Annotated in this window: 15 protein-coding genes; 3 read left to right on the forward strand and 12 right to left on the reverse strand. The window is 37.2% G+C overall.

Annotation, left to right across the window (positions count from 1 at the left end):
- The 6 genes from CIB29_RS14035 to CIB29_RS14060 all read right to left on the reverse strand — a co-directional run bounded on the left by CIB29_RS14035 (position 1) and on the right by CIB29_RS14060 (position 7,566).
- Positions 1-945, reverse strand: a complete 945-nt coding sequence (locus CIB29_RS14035; RefSeq protein ID WP_341444439.1) for a carbohydrate ABC transporter permease — start codon at positions 943-945, stop codon at positions 1-3.
- A gap of 141 nt (positions 946-1,086) precedes the next feature.
- On the reverse strand, positions 1,087-2,448 hold the full coding sequence (locus tag CIB29_RS14040) for an ABC transporter substrate-binding protein (protein ID WP_094550693.1): 1,362 nt from the start codon (positions 2,446-2,448) through the stop codon (positions 1,087-1,089).
- Positions 2,449-2,593: 145 nt separating this feature from the next.
- Positions 2,594-3,466, reverse strand: coding sequence for a response regulator transcription factor (locus CIB29_RS14045; protein ID WP_094550695.1), 873 nt, complete (start codon positions 3,464-3,466; stop codon positions 2,594-2,596).
- Positions 3,466-5,211, reverse strand: coding sequence for a sensor histidine kinase (locus CIB29_RS14050; protein ID WP_198543894.1), 1,746 nt, complete (start codon positions 5,209-5,211; stop codon positions 3,466-3,468). Before CIB29_RS14050 ends, CIB29_RS14045 begins: the two co-directional genes overlap by 1 nt.
- A gap of 129 nt (positions 5,212-5,340) precedes the next feature.
- A complete protein-coding gene (locus CIB29_RS14055; protein WP_094550699.1) occupies positions 5,341-6,102 on the reverse strand; it encodes a transposase in 762 nt (253 codons plus the stop codon).
- 75 nt (positions 6,103-6,177) lie between these two features.
- Positions 6,178-7,566 (reverse strand): family 4 glycosyl hydrolase, encoded by a 1,389-nt coding sequence (locus CIB29_RS14060; RefSeq protein ID WP_094550701.1) that lies wholly within the window; start codon positions 7,564-7,566, stop codon positions 6,178-6,180.
- Between the two features lie 200 nt (positions 7,567-7,766).
- Here CIB29_RS14060 and CIB29_RS14065 point away from each other — a divergent pair, with 200 nt between their 5' ends.
- On the forward strand, positions 7,767-8,627 hold the full coding sequence (locus CIB29_RS14065) for an AraC family transcriptional regulator (RefSeq protein WP_094550703.1): 861 nt from the start codon (positions 7,767-7,769) through the stop codon (positions 8,625-8,627).
- A 3-nt stretch (positions 8,628-8,630) separates the two neighbouring features.
- Here the strand turns inward: CIB29_RS14065 and CIB29_RS14070 are convergent, their stop codons facing one another.
- The 4 genes from CIB29_RS14070 to CIB29_RS14085 form a co-directional block, all read right to left on the reverse strand.
- Positions 8,631-10,733 (reverse strand): sodium-translocating pyrophosphatase, encoded by a 2,103-nt coding sequence (locus CIB29_RS14070; RefSeq protein ID WP_094550705.1) that lies wholly within the window; start codon positions 10,731-10,733, stop codon positions 8,631-8,633.
- A gap of 316 nt (positions 10,734-11,049) precedes the next feature.
- Complete coding sequence (locus CIB29_RS14075; protein WP_094550707.1) at positions 11,050-12,075, reverse strand: sugar kinase; 1,026 nt, start codon at positions 12,073-12,075, stop codon at positions 11,050-11,052.
- 42 nt (positions 12,076-12,117) lie between these two features.
- A complete protein-coding gene (locus CIB29_RS14080; protein WP_094551138.1) occupies positions 12,118-12,762 on the reverse strand; it encodes a bifunctional 2-keto-4-hydroxyglutarate aldolase/2-keto-3-deoxy-6-phosphogluconate aldolase in 645 nt (214 codons plus the stop codon).
- A gap of 368 nt (positions 12,763-13,130) precedes the next feature.
- Complete coding sequence (locus tag CIB29_RS14085) at positions 13,131-13,898, reverse strand: IclR family transcriptional regulator (protein ID WP_094551141.1); 768 nt, start codon at positions 13,896-13,898, stop codon at positions 13,131-13,133.
- Positions 13,899-14,513: 615 nt separating this feature from the next.
- Here CIB29_RS14085 and CIB29_RS14090 point away from each other — a divergent pair.
- Entirely contained in the window at positions 14,514-15,800 is a 1,287-nt protein-coding gene (locus tag CIB29_RS14090) for a transposase (protein ID WP_157910310.1), read from the forward strand.
- Positions 15,801-16,039: 239 nt separating this feature from the next.
- Positions 16,040-17,782, forward strand: coding sequence for an IS1634 family transposase (locus CIB29_RS14095; protein WP_094550711.1), 1,743 nt, complete (start codon positions 16,040-16,042; stop codon positions 17,780-17,782).
- A gap of 193 nt (positions 17,783-17,975) precedes the next feature.
- On the opposite strand, the gene CIB29_RS14100 is transcribed toward CIB29_RS14095, so the two are convergent.
- Together CIB29_RS14100 and trxB are read right to left on the reverse strand one after the other, a co-directional pair.
- The gene (locus CIB29_RS14100) at positions 17,976-19,157 is read right to left on the reverse strand and encodes an amidohydrolase (protein ID WP_094550713.1); all 1,182 of its coding nucleotides are present in this window, start codon (positions 19,155-19,157) and stop codon (positions 17,976-17,978) included.
- 239 nt (positions 19,158-19,396) lie between these two features.
- Positions 19,397-20,314: a thioredoxin-disulfide reductase gene (trxB, locus tag CIB29_RS14105; RefSeq protein ID WP_094550715.1), complete on the reverse strand. Its 918-nt coding sequence runs from the start codon at positions 20,312-20,314 to the stop codon at positions 19,397-19,399.
- Between the last annotated feature and the right edge of the window lie 10 nt (positions 20,315-20,324).

Consider the following 20,324-nt stretch of genomic DNA (forward strand, 5'->3'; position numbering starts at 1 on the left):
CTAGTTCTCCTTTGACTCATAATAAACCCAGTAAGATGAAGACTTAAATATAATTCCGGTAAAAATAGCGACTATTACAAGTAAAATCCATGCTAATGCAGAACCATAACCCATTTCATAATAGCTAAATGTTTTCTGGAATAGATATACTGCATAAAAGAGAGTACTATCAAAAGGTCCTCCCTCAGTAATAACAAAACATTGCGTGAACGCCATAAATCCGTTAATTGTCTGCATAATAAAATTAAAAAATATAATTGGGGTAAGTGATGGAATTGTAATATTCGTAAACTTCCTCCACCTGTTGGCACCATCAATAGAAGCTGCTTCATATAAGCTGTTTGGTATTTGTTTTAACCCAGCGAGGAAAATCAGCATTGGTGAACCGAACTGCCAAACTGCCAGAAGGATAAGTGTCCAGATCGCCGTTCTTGGATCGCCGATCCAACCGAATCCTTTCTCGATTATTCCCAAAGCCACAAGAATAGAGTTCAATGCCCCTTCTACACCAAACAATTGACGCCACATTACCGCTACAGCAACGCTACCGCCGATAACAGATGGTATATAGAATATAGTCCTATACAAACCTACCATAGGCCGATTAACTCTAAACAGCATGGCCACCGCAAGTGCAAAAGAAAGTCTGATAGGAACATGGACAAATACATAAAAAAATGTTACCTTTAATGCCTTCCAAAACCTTTCATCTTTTAAGAAAATCGTTTTATAGTTCTCCAATCCTATCCATACCGGTGCAGATAAAATGTCATAACGAGTAAATGACAAATATAGCGACGCAATGATCGGGATAATGGTAAATACAAAAAAGCCAATAAGCCAGGGAGATATGAAGACATATCCTGCAGCATGGTCAAATTCTCCCCTATATTTTCTTTTTTTTAGTATAGGTGGTTTTTCAGGAATTGTTTTTGCAATTTCCAATTTAACACCTCATTCCGATTAGAGTTTTCCAAATTAAGACCTAAATTTTAAATCGCAAAATTGTGGAGGTAATCCTTTATGGTTACTCAGTAAAAAGGTTAGCACGGGCAGGCACAAGACCTGCCCCTACAGCTTCATAAACTATTTCTTATTTTTTGCTAAAATTTCATTAGCTCCCTGTCTGAATTTTTTGGCAGCTTCTTCTACAGTGATTTTTTCATACAATATTTCCTGTTCGATGTTTTTCAGCAACTTATCCACTTCAGGGTGTCCTGCAGGGTCAGGAGGATCGATCGGACTGCTGTTCTTGATAACAAGATCAATATAATCAAACATTACTTTCTGAGAATCACTCAACAATGGTTTTAATGCTTCCCTAACTTTTGAAGAAATTGGTACACCACGTTCTGCTAGTAACACTTTGTTAGCTTCAATATCATTCGTAAAATAGTTTATAAATTTTACTGCTTCATCTGCATTCTTAGAAGATTTTGCTACTGAGAAAAACTGTGAAGGTTTCAAATAATGACCGGGTTTCTTCTCACCCTTGGCTGTAGGCAGAAGTGCCAATTTCAACGGTCTGTTTGCCGCCTTGGTCATTGCAACAATCAGGTTGCTATGCATAGCACTAAGCATTGCTGCTTTTTGAGTAACAATCAGTTCGTTTTCTACACTCTTGATTTCCAGTCTCACGTCAGGTTTTGGAAGGACTCCGGCTTTTACCAATTGTAATTCTTTCTCAAAGAACTCTATAAAGTATTTGTCATCTTCATAGCCAAGTTTTGTTCCATCCTCTGCATAGAAAACCTCTCCATGCTGTCTTAGATAATGCTTAAGGCCATGGAAATATCCTCCGGGGAAATTGCCATCAGCATAAATTCCTAAAGCTTTATGGAGCTTGGCAGCTGTATCCATATAATCATCCCATGTCCAGCCTGGTTGTGGTTCAGGTACACCGGCTTTCTTAAACAATTCAGGGTCATACGCAATGTTTAATGCATTGGTTCCTAAATTAACCGCATAGAGCCCGCCTTTAACAACTCCACCGGAATAACTGTTTTCAGCCGCATCTCTTAAGTCCAGTCTATTATCTTTAACAAAGTCGTTTAAGTTTAACAATAATCCCTTATCCACGTACTGCTTCAAATACTGATAGTCCTGCTGGAATATATCTGGAAGGTTATTGGCAGCTGCCTGAGCAGCAATCTTTTCCCAATAGCCATCCCAACTGGTGAATTCCGGCTCAAGGGTAATCCCCGGATTATTTTTCTGATACATGTCTATAACCTTTAATGTACGGTCATGACGGTCCTGTGAACCCCACCACATTATTCTTAATACCGCTTTTTTAGCAGGTGCCTGTGTCTTGGGTGCTTCTTTCGCCTGTTCCTTGGTTGCCTCGCTTTTCGGAGTTCCCTTGGTTTCAGTCTTTGCACCACACCCAACCAGCAGTGCCGATATAGCTAGCACTACGACTAGTAATAATGCTAAAGCTTTTTTCATTTTGCCACTCTCCCCTTGAAATATTTTTTAAGATTATATTTGTATTGTACCGGATTAAACAAAGGATAAGAATAAAAAAAACCGATTTGTTTGTGCAAAAAACCGACTTTTCATATAAAATTCTATTATAATTTGTTCACTTTATCTATTCAAATAACTTTTTATATTCTGTTGGAGTATATCCTGTGTATTTCTTAAATATCTGCGCAAAGTATTGAGGATTGCTACCACAGCCCACCTGTTCCGCAACTTCACAAATTTTGCAGTCCTTTACCTCTTCTATCAGTTTTTTTGCTTTTTCCATTCTTACCCTTTTAACATAGTGACAAAAGTTTTCATTCATCTCCTTTTTAAAAAGTTTTCCCAGATAATCCTCATTCATATATAATATCTCTTTTGCAATCCACGATAAGGACAACTGTTCATTTTGTATATTCTCATCTATGCACTTTAAGATGGAATCAATTAATACGCTGTTTCTTCGAGCATTATGCTCATAATTGGCCTGTGCAATTTCCGTTCCTATCTGATCTTCTTGATAAAATCTATTCATTAAGCCGTCTCGTAAAAACTGCTCCTTTACTTGAGGCATAACTTTCTCCAGCTTACTTTTTATACTGTTGATAAATTCTTCTTTCTCTATTTTCTCCTTTAATTCAGCAATAACCTTTATCAAAACATCTGTAATTTCATTCTCATTGGATGGTTTCAGAAGGTAATATTTAACACCATACTGCATCGCTTTACTTGCAAAATCAAACTCTCCGTATCCGGATAAAATAACAAAAACGATATCCGGAAATCTCTCTTTTGTCTTTTCAATTAATTCCAACCCATTTAAACCCGGCATCTTTATATCCGTCAACACAATATGAGGTATTTCATTTACAATCATATCATAAGCTTCCAGTCCGTTCTTTGCTTCCTGTATACTAATTCCCAGGCCGGTCCAATCTACCATGCATTTTATTCCTTCTCGAATAATTCTTTCATCATCTACGAGTAAAAGCTTATACATCAGCAGACCTCCTTCTTATAGGGCAAATAAATACTTACCCTTGTACCTTCGTTTACTTTACTATTAATACACAAACCGTATTGTTCACCAAATAAAATTTTTATTCTTTCATTGATATTTTTTAATCCGATTCCGGAACCCCTTGGATTGATTTCACCCTTCCGGAGCTTTTCAAGAAACTCATCATCCATTCCGGGTCCATTATCTTCAACGGTAATCTCCAGCTTATCAGGGTATAAATGTGTGCAAATATTTATTTTACAAACCTCGGGCAGTTGTTCCAGACCGTAGTTTATCGAATTTTCCACAATCGGTTGAAGCGTCAGTTTCGGAATCATATATTCGTTCAGTCCTTCGTCTATGGTCATTTTAAATTCCAACCGTTCTTCATACCGGATTTTTTGAATAGCGATATAGTCCTCTAAAAGCCGTGTTTCTTCCTCAATGGTGATTACATAGTCTTTCTTACTGATCGAGTTCCTTAATAAATTTCCCAGTGACTTTACCATTGTAGCAATTTCATACTGCTTATTTAACTTGGCCTGCCAGTTTATAGAATCAAGTGTATTATATAAAAAGTGCGGGTTAATCTGCGCATGCAGCGCTTTTAATTCAGATTCTTTTATCATGATCTGCTTTGTATAATTTTCATTAATAAGAGTGTTAATTTTATCAACCATCAGCCTGAAATCATATTCAAGACTTTCTACCTCATCTTTCCGATTGCTGGATGTAAGATTTACATTTTGAATTTCTTCAAAATTTCCGTTCTCTACCTTTTTCATCTCTTCGGTTAGTCTCTCAAGGGGTTTGGTGATTCCCCGTGCAAAGTTAACACCAAGGTACTGGATTACTATAAAAATACATAAAAACAAAACCGTCATTATAATCCTTATATTCGATGTCTGCTTGGATATGGCTTTATACGGTATAACATTCAGGTATGTCCAATTTGTGTAGTCCGAAGTGGTATAGGCAATCAGATATTTTTTTCCATCAACTTGGGTAATAAGATAACCCTGTTCCCGGCCTTTAGGCAGCAGCAATCGTTTTATGGGAAATGCCTTATAGCCTTCAAATATAATATTATCCCCCGAAAGAATCACTATATCAGGGTCATACCTTGACGATAAGCTTGAGGATTTATCAATTAGTTTTTCTGGATTAATAATAATTATAAGCGTCCCGAGGGACTCCAGTGATAATTCAGGTATGGCACGCACAACTCTTGCAGATATGATGGCCTTGTCCTGTCCATAAGGTTCAATCCATAAATCTTTCCCTTCTGCTCGACTGGCCTTATCTACAATATCGTTTAACCGCGCCTTGTCTATTTTTAGTGAATCTATTCCCCCTTCATACCTGTTTCCATTAGTATCAATAACCTGTATGGAAAAAATATATTTTTCTGATAATGCCCACGCCAATAGTTTATCATCCAGCTTATCACCTGCAACAACTTTATTATACATTGAAGGGTCGTTCTTTATAGTCATTAAATATTGCTGTACTTCCATGTTTGAGATGATGTTATAAGATAGTTTGCTGACTTGCTTAAGTTTGTTTTCCACATTTGTTGACCACAGGTTAAGCACTTCAACAGCTTGATTATATAGCTGCTCATCATATATATAAAATGAAATTTGCAGCGCTATAATGCTCAATAAACTAAGAATGAGAGTTTCCGCCAGAAATATGACAAATAGTTTGTTCTTTATTTTTAGATTTTTGTAGAAATTTCTCATAAATTTCTCCATCAAAAAATAATTTTTATGAATAATATATAATTATTTTAGCATAAAAGTGAAGTCTTGAGAACTTTTTATATGATACTTTGTAAGAGTATGTGCCAAGGGGACGGGGTTGTTGACAACCTACGCTTTTAAAACAACTCCTCTATTAATACCTGTTAATCTTTCAAGCTGTCTTACCGATAAACAATATTTTTCTTTTAATTCTTTGAGATATTTATCTCTTGTTAAAATATCAAAAGTTTGCATTTCTGTTACATTCCTTATATTACACACTTTTTTTATTATAGTCCTTGCCTCTTCATCCGTTATTCGATTCTTTTCACTCATGTCTAAACATACATCATTATTCAACTCATGGTTATATTTGATAAAAATTTTTATCGCTTTTCCCCGGTCTTCATTCAACATTTCAAGAACATAATCAATATTAACTAATTTTACTTTCTCCACGTATTCACTATAGCTGCTCCATTTATATTTTTCAATGTCTTTCACCAAGCCAGCTGTAAGTGGATTTTGATGTATATATCTTAGAACAGTTAAAAGATATGCCTCATCTTCTACCGGCTCACTTTTAAATCTATCCTGAAACAGACTCCCTATCCTATCATATTTCAGATTATACCAATATACATAGCTACCACATATCCTACGCATCACTTGTTCTAATGGTTCTTCACCAACTTTTAGCAATAAATGTACATGATTTCCCATCAGACAATATGCATATATTTCATATCCACATTTATCTTTATATTGTTCCAATACCCGCAAAAATTTTGTGCAGTCTTCTTCATCTTCAAATATGCACTGTCGGTTTATTCCTCTCATCATGATATGATATATTCCGCTTTTGCTCTTCTCTCTCGCTTTCCTTGACATACGAAACACCTCCTAACCTACATTATCATAGATTAGGAGGTGTTGTCAACAACCCCGTCCCCTTGACATTAAAAGTTAAATATCCCATCCGGGCAGATATTCTTTTGTATTTTCAAGCATCTGATTAAATAACTCTTCTGCCTCCTTAACAGGAATGTTTACCAGTGGATCGTTAATGAAGGCTCTAAAAGCTAAAGACTTATTTTTTGTTAAGGCAGCTTTTAAGACTGTTTCCTGGTTAAGCACATGCCTCATTACTAAATTCTGCACATCATCAGGAAGTTTTCCTGCCATCACCGGCCTTATGCTGTCCCTGCTAAATAACGCATTTGTTTCTACAACAGCCCCTATAGGAATTCCCTGCATTTGTCCTTGATTCGGCAGGTTTACATTTGTTACAAATTCTTCTAATCCTACCAATGCTTTTATTTGACGAATTCCTTCTTCTCCTGATGCTTTTAATTCAACCTGTTCTTCTCCTTTCGCCAGCCTTTTACCCTTTTGTATCAATTCTTCCCTATGTTCTACCCGCCAACTCACTGGTGTCAGGCTAAATTTCCATTTTCTCACCGTTTCAGGATCCTTGAGGTACCAAGGAGGCATGAACTCTGCCAGGTGCCTGTCTCCGGCGGCAGCAATCAAACCGTATCTTCTAAAAAGGTCAAACTTCACCCGATTGGCAGAAGCAAAATAGCTGTTCATCCAATGTCCTTTTTCACCATCTTCAAATCCATCTTCATAATACTTATCAGCAAATTCCCTGTACAATGGCATAAGATCTATGTTCTTATAGCTTGCCTTATCAATCCATGTAAAGTGATTAATCCCTAATACATTTACTTTTATCTCACTTCTTTTTACATTTTCAATACCCTTTAGATCTTTCAGCATGGAAGCTAACAGTTTCTGGGTCCCAAAAACTTCGTGGCAACAGCCAAAAGCTTTTATCTGCGGGAAAATTTCATAAAGTGTCCTTGTGCAAAGTGTCATTGGGTTGGTATAATTGATCACCCATGCATTAGGCGAATACCTCTTGATACTTTCTGCAATCTCAACATACATCGGAATGGCTCTTAACGCTCTTACCAGTCCTCCCGGGCCAACCGTATCCCCTACTGACTGATAGATGCCATATTTTTCAGGTAAATGTACATCTGAAGCCATTTCTTTAAAAGTACCCGGTACGATAGAAATGACAACAAAATCTGCTCCCGTTAAGGCCTCTTCCAATGTTTTCACTGCTGCATATTGCCACTTGCCTTTTACATCTTCACGTTTTGATAAGCTGTTACCAATGATTTCATTATTGTACGCTGTCTGGAAGTCTACGTCATATAACTTTACAGTCCCTGACAGCTGTTCTTCCAGAGCAAGGTCGCTCATCAAATTCCATGCCCATCCTCTTGAGCCTCCCCCAATATAGGCAATATTTAACCCAAGCACTTTGTTATCTACATATTGCATATTTTATCCTCCTCATTGATTTATATAAATTTTAAAAACAATATATCCATAGACTGGCTCCTTAACTCTTTTATCTGTATTTTATAATACAGCAAAAATTAATGATATTCAGCACATTTATTGCACATTTTCTTTATTTTCTACATATTTTGCTTTTTTTTATCCAGGAAACATAGTAAAATATGATTGAGGTGGTTTTGATGAATAAAAAAGATATAAATGAAGCTTCAGATCTTTTTATGGTTGAATACCGCAAAAGAACAGATATTTTTAATATGCCTGCCAATCACTATCATGATCGGTATGAAATCTACTATATGCTATCCGGGGAACGCTATTACTTTATTAAAGACAGAACTTATCATGTCGTAAAAGGTGACCTTGTAATAATCAACAAGAATGAAATTCACAAAACTACCCATGTGGACAGTAGCAACACCATGCATGAAAGAATTCTGATTGAATTTAAAAAGGAGTTTTTAGGCAGTACGATTGACGATATAAATGATACTGATTTATTTTCCTGTTTTCATCAAAATATCAATGTTTTAAGGCTGAATATTACTGAACAAAGTTTTATAGAAAACCTGCTTTTTAAAATGGTTAGTGAAAATAAAAGGCAATCGGAAGGCTTTAAGACTTATTTAAAAGTTTCACTGGTAGAATTGCTATTATTTATCACCAGATGTGTTGCCAAGGTATCTACTAATCATTTTGAATATCCTAATGCTGTGCACAAAAAAATATCTGATATTGTAAAGCACATTAATAATCATTACATGGAAAATCTTACTTTAACTTCTATTTCTAAAAAATTCTTTATCAGCCCGTACTATTTCAGCAGAACTTTTAAAGAAGTAACCGGCTTTACATTTGTGGAATATGTAAATAGCGTACGGATAAAGGAAGCACAAAGGTTGTTAAAAGAATCAAAGTTAAATGTTACGCAGATAGCAGAAAAAGTGGGCTATGAAAATATAACCCACTTTGGAAGAGTTTTTAAAGCTATAACAGGCTTTTCACCATTAAAATATAAAAAAAACAACAAAGAATTAAGCTAAAATTTATTTCAATAATGAATTATGCAATACGAACGCTGCAAATACAATAGATACCATTGAAAGCAGCTTGATCAATATATTGATGGCAGGTCCGGAAGTATCTTTGAACGGGTCACCTACCGTGTCACCAACTACTGCAGCTTTATGACTGTCGGAACCTTTGCCGCCGTGGTTGCCTGCTTCAATATATTTCTTTGCGTTATCCCATGCACCACCGGAGTTTGCCATCATGATGGCAAGCACAAATCCGGTTACCGTTGCCCCGGCGAGCATACCTGCTACACCATTTACCCCTAAGATCAGTCCTACTACGATAGGAGCAATTACCGCCAATAGTGCCGGAGCCAACATTTCTTTTTGTGCTGCCCTGGTGCAGATATCAACACAGGTTGCATAATCTGCCTGAGCAGTACCTTCCATGAGACCTTTTATTTCTCTAAACTGCCTTCTAACCTCCACAACAATCATTTGTGCTGCCCTGCCAACAGCTTCCATCGTCAACGAAGCAAAGACGAAAGGAAGCATTCCGCCAATAAACAGCCCAATTAATACCGGAGGATTAATAATTGTCAGGTCAAAAGCAAATTGTAAATTTTCCTTTTTAACAATTAGTTCTACTTCTTCCTTATAGGCTGCAATTAATGCAAGAGCAGTTAAAGCTGCAGAGCCAATCGCAAATCCTTTGCCGGTTGCTGCTGTAGTATTGCCTAAAGAATCCAGTGCGTCGGTACGTCTTCTGACTTCAGGACCTAAGTGGGACATCTCCGCTATACCACCGGCATTATCAGCAACCGGACCATAGGCATCCGTCGCCAGCGTAATTCCTAACGTACTCAACATACCTACTGCAGAGATACCTACGCCGTATAAGCCCATACTAAAACTCTGGGCACCACCTGCCAGATAGTAGCTTGCAAGTACAGCGATACCTACAATCACTACAGGAATTGCTGTAGAAAACATTCCTAAGGAAATACCGCCAATAATGACTGTTGCGGGACCGGTAAGGGAAGTTCCGGAAAGTTTTTGCGTTGGTTTATATGTGTCTGAGGTGTAATACTCTGTGAAAAATCCAATCAGGATACCTGCCAGTAATCCACTGAGAATCGCATAATAAACGCCGATATGAGCAGTACCCAGTACTGCAGTTACAAGGAAATAAGAAATAATTGCAATTAATCCACCGCTTACATAAGTACCATTTCTTAAAGCGGCAAGAAGGACCTTCTGTTCTGCCTGCTCTCCAGAACGGACAAAGAAAGTACCGATAATAGAAGCAAGGACACCTATAGCTGCCATTGTCATGGGTATGGTTACACCACTAAAACCTAACCCTGCTGCAACTGCCAATGCGCTGGTAGAAACGATAGATCCAACATAGGATTCATAAAGGTCGGCACCCATCCCGGCAACGTCTCCCACATTATCCCCGACATTATCTGCAATAACAGCCGGGTTTCTTGGGTCGTCTTCAGGAATACCTGCCTCCACCTTACCTACCAGGTCAGCACCTACGTCAGCAGCCTTGGTAAATATGCCTCCTCCAACACGGGCAAACAAGGCCATGGAGCTTGCCCCCATACCGAAAGTGAGCATGGCACTTGTAATATTCTGAATCTGTTGCGCTTCATCCAAGTTTCTAAAAATCCATTTCAGGAAATAAAACCATACGCTTAAATCCAGAAGTCCTAAGCCAACAACTACAAAGCCCATTACCGCACCACTGGAAAATGCAACTCTCAAACCGCTGTTAAGGCTGTTTTTAGCTGCATTTGCTGTTCTTGCATTTGCACTTGTGGCAATTTTCATACCAAAATACCCTGATAACCCTGAAAAGAATCCACCCGTTAAGAAAGCAAAAGGAACAAACGGATTTAGATAGCCAAGAAATGCTAAAATAGAAAGAATAACAACCATTACTGCGAAAAAGATGGCCACACCGGTGTACTGCCTCTTGAGATAGGCATTGGCGCCCTCACGGACTGCGGCAGCAATTTTTTTCATTTGCTCCGTGCCTTCGCTTTGCTTGAGGACAGAATAAGCCAGGTAGCCGGCAAAAGCAAGAGCAATGATTGCTCCTATTGGAGCTAACAACAATAAATCCATACAAAAACCCCCTATTTTATTTATATATTTTTTTTAATAGCTATATACTTACTGATAATGATTTTACATGGCAGATAAAGTAAATAAGTTCACAGTTCACGGTTCACAGTAAAAGCTATTAAATCGTTTACTACTGTGAACTGAGAACTGTTAACTGTGAACTATATAGATTGCAACTATTAAAAATCCACACTAATTATACATGCTTATGAATAAAATTACAATAATTGTGTTTTATTTAACAATGTCCAGACCTGAAATAAGGCCCTGGAATAGCTCCAGAGCCAATATTTAGGAAGTAGAATAAACTATATGATCATCTTTGAACCCTGCCGGACCCATCACCCTTCATAAGGTTCTTAACTTCATCAACGCTTACAAGGTTAACATCACCTTCAATGGTATGCTTCAAGCATGAAGCTGCTACGGCAAATTCGATGGTATCCTGCATGCTGAAACCATTCATTAACGAATAGATCAGGCCGGCACCAAAGGAATCTCCTCCACCAACCCTATCAACAATTGTTATGTTGTATTTCTTGGATTTATAGAATCCCTGTCCGTCGTAGAGAAGCCCGGACCAGTTATTAACCGAAGCTGACAAGCTTTCTCTTAACGTAATGGCCACCTTCTTAAACCCGAATTTTTCAACAAGCTGCTTGCAAACATCCTTATATCCTTCATCACTTAAATGTCCGGAAGTAATATCTGTTTCCTTTGCTTTAATTCCGAATACTGTCTCTGCATCTTCTTCATTTGCAATTACTACATCCACATAAGGCATCAAACCGGACATAACCCTATTTGCTTTTTCAGAAGTCCAGAGTTTCTTTCTGAAATTCAAATCACAGCTTACAGTAACACCAGCTTCCTTGGCAGCCTTACAAGCTTCAAGGCAAAGTTCCGCAGCACTATCGCTGATCGCCGGAGTAATTCCGGTAAAGTGAAACCATTCTGCACCTTCAAAAATTTTCTTCCAGTCAAAATCTCCTGATTTTGCTGTAGCAATTGAAGAATTTGCCCTGTCATATATAACATTGGAAGCCCGCTGGGAAGCACCTTTTTCAACAAAGTATATCCCCAATCTTTCCCCGCCTCTAGCTATGTATTGTGTATCTACCCCATATTTTCTTATTTCATTGCGGCAGGCATCTCCAATGAGATTTTTAGGTAGTTTGGTAACAAACACCGCATCCAAACCAAAATTTGCAAGAGAAATGGCAACATTTGCTTCTCCTCCGCCATATACTACATCAAAGCTCTTTGCCTGTACAAATCTCTGGTAATCAGGCGTCTGCAATCTCATCATGATTTCCCCAAAAGTAACAACCTTTTTGCTCATTTAATCCATCCTTTCTTTTTTCTTCACCTCAATCTTAATGTTTTATTGTCCCCTTGCTTCTTTTATTTTTTCAACAAATTCCCTGCCTATTCTTGTGATGGATGCATAATCTCCGGTCTTAGCTCCGGCAGTAAGTGCTCCTCCTGCTCCTACAGCAACAGCACCGGCTTTAATCCATTCAGCAACGTTATTTACATCCACTCCGCCGGTAGGCATCATCTTTGCATATGGAATTGGGCCTTTGATTGCTTTGATAATCTTTGGTCCAAAAGCTTCCCCAGGGAATACCTTAAGGATATCTGCCCCTGCTTCCATCGCCTCAACCACTTCCCTAATGGTCATAACCCCGGGCATAACCGGTATTCTGTACCTATTACACAGTTTAACGGTATCCAGATTAAAATATGGACTTACTACATATTGTGCTCCAGAAAGAATAGCAATTCTTGCAGTTTCCGAATCCATTACTGTTCCTGCGCCAAGGATGATTTCTCCTTTGGTATAGGTCTTGGCCAGTTCTTCAATAACCCTGTGTGCCGCAGGTACAGTAAAGGTTAACTCTATAGCTGCAACCCCTCCTTCAATACAGGCATCAGCAATTTTAAGAGCCTGCTCACTGCTTTCAGCCCTCACCACTGCTACAATCCCTGCTTCACAAATCCTTGTAATTACTTTTTCTTTGTCCATCATGTAAAAAACCTCCCATTTTTTAATTGAGAATTGAGAATTGAGAATGGTGAATTAATTAAATAAGCACCGATAACCTATTTACAATTCCAATTCTCAGAATATACTATTGGTTTTACTATATGAAACATCGTTTTAATAAAGATTATATTTTGATATCCCATTTAAGGGATATGCCTACTCATAAACTATTTAATTTTACTATATAAGTATTACTAAGTACTTTACATTGTCTATTTTAGTTCACAGTTCACGGTTCACAGGATTTTCTTGGTTAATTTCTGTGAACTGAGAACTGTGAACCGTGAAAAAAATAACAATAATGTAACATACTTAGTGTTATATATATAATAGAATATTTTAAATTCTCAATTCGCGGTGTGTCCCATTCTTTTAGATATCTCCCTGGCTGCTTTGACTACATACTCGCTTATCTCCTGGTCTCTTTCCGGTGTGAAAATATTACTTGAGCCCGATGTGCTTACTGCCGCTATAACTTTGCCCCTGTAATCATAAATAGGTGCTGCTATGCACCGAATACCCTCTTCATGCTCCTCGTTGTCAACAGCCCAACCTCTTTTTCTGGCTTCCTGGACTTGCTTTAATATCTGTTCTATATTATTCATGGTTTTAGAGGTATATAACTTTAAATCATATTTTTTTAGCATTTCTTCAACTTCATTATCGGGCAATCCAGTTAGCAGTGCCTTTCCAACAGCTGAGCAATGCATCGGAACACGTTTTCCTATCTGAGAATACATACGAATGCTATTCAGTGTTTCAACCTTTTCGATATAAGTAACTTCACCATCTACAAAAGTTGCAAGGTGTACAGGTTGCGTACTCTCCGCCGCAAGCTTTCTAAGATACGGTGCTGCTTCTGTTTTTAATTCAATACTATTCAGATGAAGACTGCTGATTTCAACTAGTTTCATACCCAGTTGATAGGTACCAAAATCAGCATTTTTCTCCACATATCCTCTTTCACCAAGAGCACTGAGCAATCTATGAACTGTACTTTTATGAAGTCCAACACGGTTACCAATCTCAGTAACCCCAAGACCCCTTTTTTCTGTTGCAAGCAATTCTAGTATATCTAATGCCCTATCTAATGCCTGAACTCCTTTTTCCGCCATTTCACCACGTCCCACTTTATGAAACATCGTTTCATAAATATTATAACATAACAGCTGCATTAATTCAAGATCTATTGTTTATGGACATACCCCATTTTTTTCTTTTAATAAAACGGGTCTTTGACAGTTGCAACTTTTCAAACAGTGCTCAAAGCCTTAAAAATAGCACATTTTTGTGTCAAATTTGATTTTCTAAAAGTGCGTACTTTCTAGTGATTTTATTATTTTAATCTTAATTTTCAAATCATATCTGCCGATTTATTAAATGACAGCAAATGCAGCATTAGCAAGGATTTTAAAAAAGTACGCAAATTTTTTATTTAATCAAAAGCCTGAAACCCTTTAATATCAAGCCTTATCAGGCTTTTTGTATTCGCCAAGTGTCAAACTTGGGATAACAGCTGCATTAATTCAAGATCTATTGTTTATGGACATACCCCATTTTTTTCTTTTAATAAAATTATCCACAAAAAGAAGCTGAAAATGAGAAGTTATCAGGAGATTTGAGAAATTTGTCCACAGATTTGTAAAAACACGAGAAAAGCCCCCAAATTTATGGTATTGTTAAGATATCGAAAAAAAACACATAAACCACATAGAAAGGGGCTTTCCTACATGTTTGATTATAGCAAAACAGCATATGATTTGAAAAGAAGTATTTGTAATTTTTGTTCCAGATTGGCTCAGGGTCTCCCTGTTCCCTTTAAGAAATTCTTATCCTGCATGGTCTTTGGCATACTCGCATCCAAAACAGTAATACTGGCTGAAATATCCCGTTCTTTAAATGAGGAGATAAAGTTAAAAAAGACTATAGAACGCCTTTCCCGAAACCTTGAAAAATTCTCCTATACTGATGATGTACTTAAGAACCTCTCTTCTGAAGTTAAAAGGTATATTCACCATGATACGCCTATCATTATCGACTTAAGTGATATTGTTAAAAAGTACGGCGTAGTCTTTGAAAATATGGGCAAGATCAGGGATGGAAGCACAAAAGAAACCAATATGGACGGGTACTATCTACTTGAAGCACTTATATATAACCACGGAGACAAGCTTCTTGTCCCAATATATTCAGATTTATTCTCTCCAAGTGAACCGGGATTTAAAAGTGAAAATGAAGAAATCATAAAGTGTTTAGACAAGCTCCGACGCTTATACGGGACCAAGGGCATTTACACCATGGATAGAGGTATGGACAATGTACTGTTCTTTAATTATTTTGAAAACAACTCTCAAAAGTTTGTCATAAGGCTTAAGAAAAACCGCAATGTCATTTTCAAAGGTAAGGAAATAAATATTGTCGACCTTGTTAAACAATATAAGGGTAAATATTCAACAATCATAAAGAAAAAGAACGGTAAGCAAAGAAAAATTCAGTTCGGTTTTCTGCCTATAGAGTTGCCTGAGAGTACTGGCAAAGTATGTAACCTTGTCTTTGTAATAGTGTATGCCAGAAAAGGGCTTATGCTTTTAACTAACCTTGATATAAAAGATGGTAAAGACTGTTTAAGACCTATACTTTGCTACATATCCAGATGGAATGTAGAAGAGTTCATAAGATTTAAGAAAAATCAATACAAGCTTGAAGATGTAAGAGTCCAGTCCTATCAAAGGCTTAAAAACATAAACTTTTTATTAACCATGGCAATGAGCTATATTTCTCTTACTTCAAAATCCATAAGTAGCAGGCAGATGATTTTTATTTTGCAGGAGATATCCAAAAGAGTACATGGCATACCACCTTTCCCTTACTACAGTACCGCGGATGGAATTTATGAAGTGCTTAAGAAACACAAAACTGGTATTGCTGAATTTTTGAACTATACAAAAAAGAAGCCCAAATCGCAGCAGCTGAGTCTCTTCGAACTCAGATACTGCAAGAGCTTGCTGGTTTCTTAAATTAAATTTTGGGGTATGTCCATCTATTGTTTATAAATTTCGTTCCACCCTTTGCAGCCTGTTTATTGTTATAATAAAATCCAAGAGCACTCGGGTCTTTGACAGTTGAATAAAGTACAAGTTTTCTGAAAGCCTTAGTAATAGGGCTTTTTTTATTGTTTTTTTGTCAATTTTTTGTGTTTTAACTTGCGTAGTTTTGCGTTATTTGGTATAATATAGGTGTTTGGAGGAATATTGCCATGAGATTACAGATATCTAGATCAAAAAATGCAGCTTCATTTTATGTTATAAAAACTATATATACCAATGGAAAAGAGCATACACAAATTGTTGAAAAACTCGGGACTTATAATGAACTTCTTAAGAAACTAAACGGCCAAGACCCCATCGAATGGGCAAAGAAATATATTGAAGAACTTAATAAGAAAGAAAAAGAAGAGAAGCGAGAAGTACTTGTAAAGTATTCGCCTACAAAACTTGTCAACAAAGGAGAACAGCGTACCTTTAATGGCGGGTACCTATTCCTGCAAAAAATATACCATGAACTCGGACTCCATAAGATTTGCAAAGAAATTTCACAGAAATATAAATTCGATTTTGACATGAATTCCATTCTTTCAAGATTGATTTACGCAAGAGTGATCTTCCCTTCTTCCAAGCTTGCAACCTGTGAGCTTTCCAAAAAATTTTTAGAACAGCCGAATTTTGATTTGCATCAAATATACAGGGCTCTTGAAATCCTTGCTAAGGAGACAGATTTTATCCAGTCCTCCTTGTATGAAAACAGCCTGAAGGTTTCCAAAAGAAATACCGGTATTCTTTACTATGATTGCACCAATTACTTTTTTGAAATTGAACAGGAGGATGGCAACAAGCAATATGGTCCTTCTAAAGATCACAAACCCAATCCGATCATTCAAATGGGACTGTTTATGGACGGAGATGGAATCCCTCTGGCTTTCAGCATTAACAAAGGGAATATGAATGAACAACTGACTTTAAAGCCATTAGAAAAGAAAATTATTTCTGACTTTGAACTTTCTAAGTTTATTGTTTGCACAGATGCAGGCCTTGCTTCTGAAGATAATCGAAAGTTTAACGACAAGGATGGCCGGGCATTTATTACAACACAGTCTATCAAAAAATTAAAGGAACATTTAAAAAAATGGGCTCTTGCTCCAAATGGCTGGAAACTCCCGGGCAGCGATAAAACCTATGACATTTCCAAACTTGATGAAATGGTAGATAAAGCTTCTCCTGAAGATAAAACGAAAATAAGGGCAAAAGTATTTTATAAGGAGCGCTGGATTAAAGAAAAAGATTTTGAACAAAGGCTGATTATAACGTATTCTATCAAATACAGGGATTATCAGCGTAAAATCCGCAACTCTCAAATAGAAAGAGCTCAAAAGGCAATAGAAAACAACCCGACAAAAATCAAGAAATGCAATGCTAACGATTACAAAAGGTTTATTACCAAAACAAGCTGTACTGCTGATGGAGAAGTTGCAGAAAACGAGATATACAGCATTGATTCTGCTCTAATCCAGAAGGAAGAAGCCTTTGATGGTTTTTATGGGGTTTGCACAAACCTTGAGGATGATGTATCTGAAATAATCAAGGTGAATCACAGAAGATGGGAGATTGAAGAATGCTTTAGGATTATGAAAAGTGAATTCAAAGCAAGACCCGTGTACTTAAGCAACGATGACAGGATAGAAGCACATTTTATCACTTGCTTTATATCATTGATTATTTACAGGCTGCTCGAAAAAAAGCTCGAAGAAAAATTCACATGTCATGAGATTATTGGCGGGCTGAGAGATATGGATTTTTTAGAAGTTAAAGGCGAAGGCTATGTTCCAACCTACACAAGAACAGATTTTACCGATGCGCTTCATGATGTTTTTAACTTTCGTACCGACTACCAGATTGTTACTACGAGTATGATGAAAAAAATTTTTAAAGAAACGAAAAAATAAAAACATTACGCACTTTTTATAACAATAAGAAATCCTGCAAAACCTTTTAAATCAAGGCTTTCCAGGATTTTTGTTTTGTTCAAGTGTCAAATATGGGATTATATCACAAAATGGTATAAATAGTCAATATATTGAATAGAATAAACAGAATTTTTTTGTGTATTTCCATACGCCCTGCCGTCTTCATGGTGAATCATTCTTTTCGTTCATATACAATTTTCCCATTAATTAATACATACTCCGCCCTTGTTCTAAAATCGAGAGGATGCCCGTTAAAAATGGTAATGTCAGCATCTTTTCCTGCTTTTATAGATCCGACTCTATCATCTATACCGCAGTTATTTGCTGCATTAATGGTGATTGCTTTTAAAGCTTCATATTCATCCATGCCTTCCCGTACTGCCAGGGCGGCACATAGAGGCAAGTATTGTATGGGCGTTACCGGGTGGTCAGTGATAATGGCTACACTCAAGCCTTCCTTTGCCAGTATTCCCGGTGTTTTAAATGTAAGGTGTTTAAGCTCTACTTTTGAACGGTCAGATAGCGAAGGACCTACATTTACCGGTATAGCCTCTTCTTTAAGATAATCTGCTATAAGGTGCCCTTCTGTACAATGTTCAAGAGTAATGTTTAGATTAAATTCCCTGGCAATCCTGAGAGCCGTAAAAATGTCATCAGCCCTATGGGCATGGGCTTTTAAAGGTATTTCCTTATTTAATACCTTTAACAAACTCTCCATTTTAAAGTCAAAATCCGGCTTGTCATTTTCTTCAGGATCTGCGTTATACTCATCCATCGTCCTCTTATAATCCCTTGCTTTCATCAAACTTTCTCTAAGTATGGCCGCTGTAGCCATTCGTGTCACGGGTGACTGGTTTTTCTGGTGATAGACTGTTTTGGGATTTTCACCAAAAGCAACCTTCATTGCAATAGGTTCCTTTAAAATCATTTCATCGATTCTTCTGCCATAAGTTTTAATGGCAGCAAACTGTCCGCCTATTACATTGGCACTTCCCGGCCCGGTTACAACGGTGGTTACCCCTGTTTCCCTCGCCTCTTCAAAAGCCCTGTCGTTAGGATTGATGGCATCTATCGCACGAAGGTGAGGCGTTACCGGATCGGTATCTTCGTTTCCGTCATCCCCTTCAAAGCCAACTGAATCTTCCCACATTCCCACATGACAATGTGCATCAATAAATCCTGGAAGAACATACCCACCTTGAGCATCTATTATTTTATCTATACTGAATTGACTTTCATCAAAAGTATCTGCACTCCCAACTCCTGCAATTTTCCCATTGTCTATTAGTACATATCCATTTTCATAATCTGTTCCATCCATAGTCAGAATCTTACCATTTTTTATAAGCAGCAAGATATTTCCCCCCCCGTTTTTTGAAGTAAGAATTATTCTATATTGAACGCATTAAAGATTTTACATTAACTTTTGTATTTTGCATATGCGTAGCAATTGTAACTCCAATGTAAAATCATTATCGCTTTATATATAAATAAACCTCTTCAAGGATTTAATATTCAGGATATCGGCAATCCATTATGTCATTCCTGCATTTATAGTTCATAATTCTCAATAGTCAATTCTCAATTCATTTATTACCATCTATTCTCATTAATATATCTCTCCGCCGCATAGGTGGCTATGGCTCCGTCCGCAGCAGCTGTTACGATTTGGCGAAGAATTTTTTCTCTAATATCTCCTGCTGCAAATACGCCAAATTTATTTGTCTGCATGTTTTCATCAGTAATAATATAACCTGCTTCATTGGTTTCCACTTTCCCTTTAACCAAATCGCTGTTGGGAACTACACCTATTGCAATAAATAAGCCATCTACGTTTAAATCTTTTACTTCGTTTGTCTTTACATTTTTTATGGTGATTCCTTCTACACTTTCTTCACCCAGTATTTTTTCTATTGTTGTATTCCAAATAAATTCAATTTTATCATTAGCCATGGCTGCATCTTGTAAAACTTTTACTGCTCTCAATGAATCTCTCCTGTGAATAAGATAGACTTTAGGGCAAAATCTGGAAAGGAATAGTGCATCTTCAACAGCAGTATCTCCTCCACCCACAACTGCAACTACCTTATCACGATAAAAAGCACCGTCACAGGTCGCACAGTAGGATACTCCTGCTCCTCTAAACTTTCTTTCTTTTTCCAATCCTAATTCTTTAGGATTTGCCCCCATTGCTAAAATAAGCGCTTTGGCCTGATAAGTGTTTTTGTTAGTTTTAACCGTCTTTTTTATTCCTTCTACATCAACTTCAATCACGTCTTCATATACAATTTCAGTACCAAACTTTTTGGCATGGGCTTCCATCTTCATCATTAGGTCCGGACCGCTAATCCGTTCACTAAAACCGGGGTAATTATCTACCTCATATGTAGTAGCAGCTTGCCCGCCAACAAACATTTTTTCGATAATCAGTGCCTTTAAGCCACCTCGTCCTGCATATAATCCTGCTGTAAGCCCGGCAGCTCCTCCACCAATAATGATAATGTCATACATAAATTTTGTC

This window comes from Petroclostridium xylanilyticum (assembly GCF_002252565.1).
Taxonomy (GTDB): domain Bacteria; phylum Bacillota; class Clostridia; order SK-Y3; family SK-Y3; genus Petroclostridium; species Petroclostridium xylanilyticum.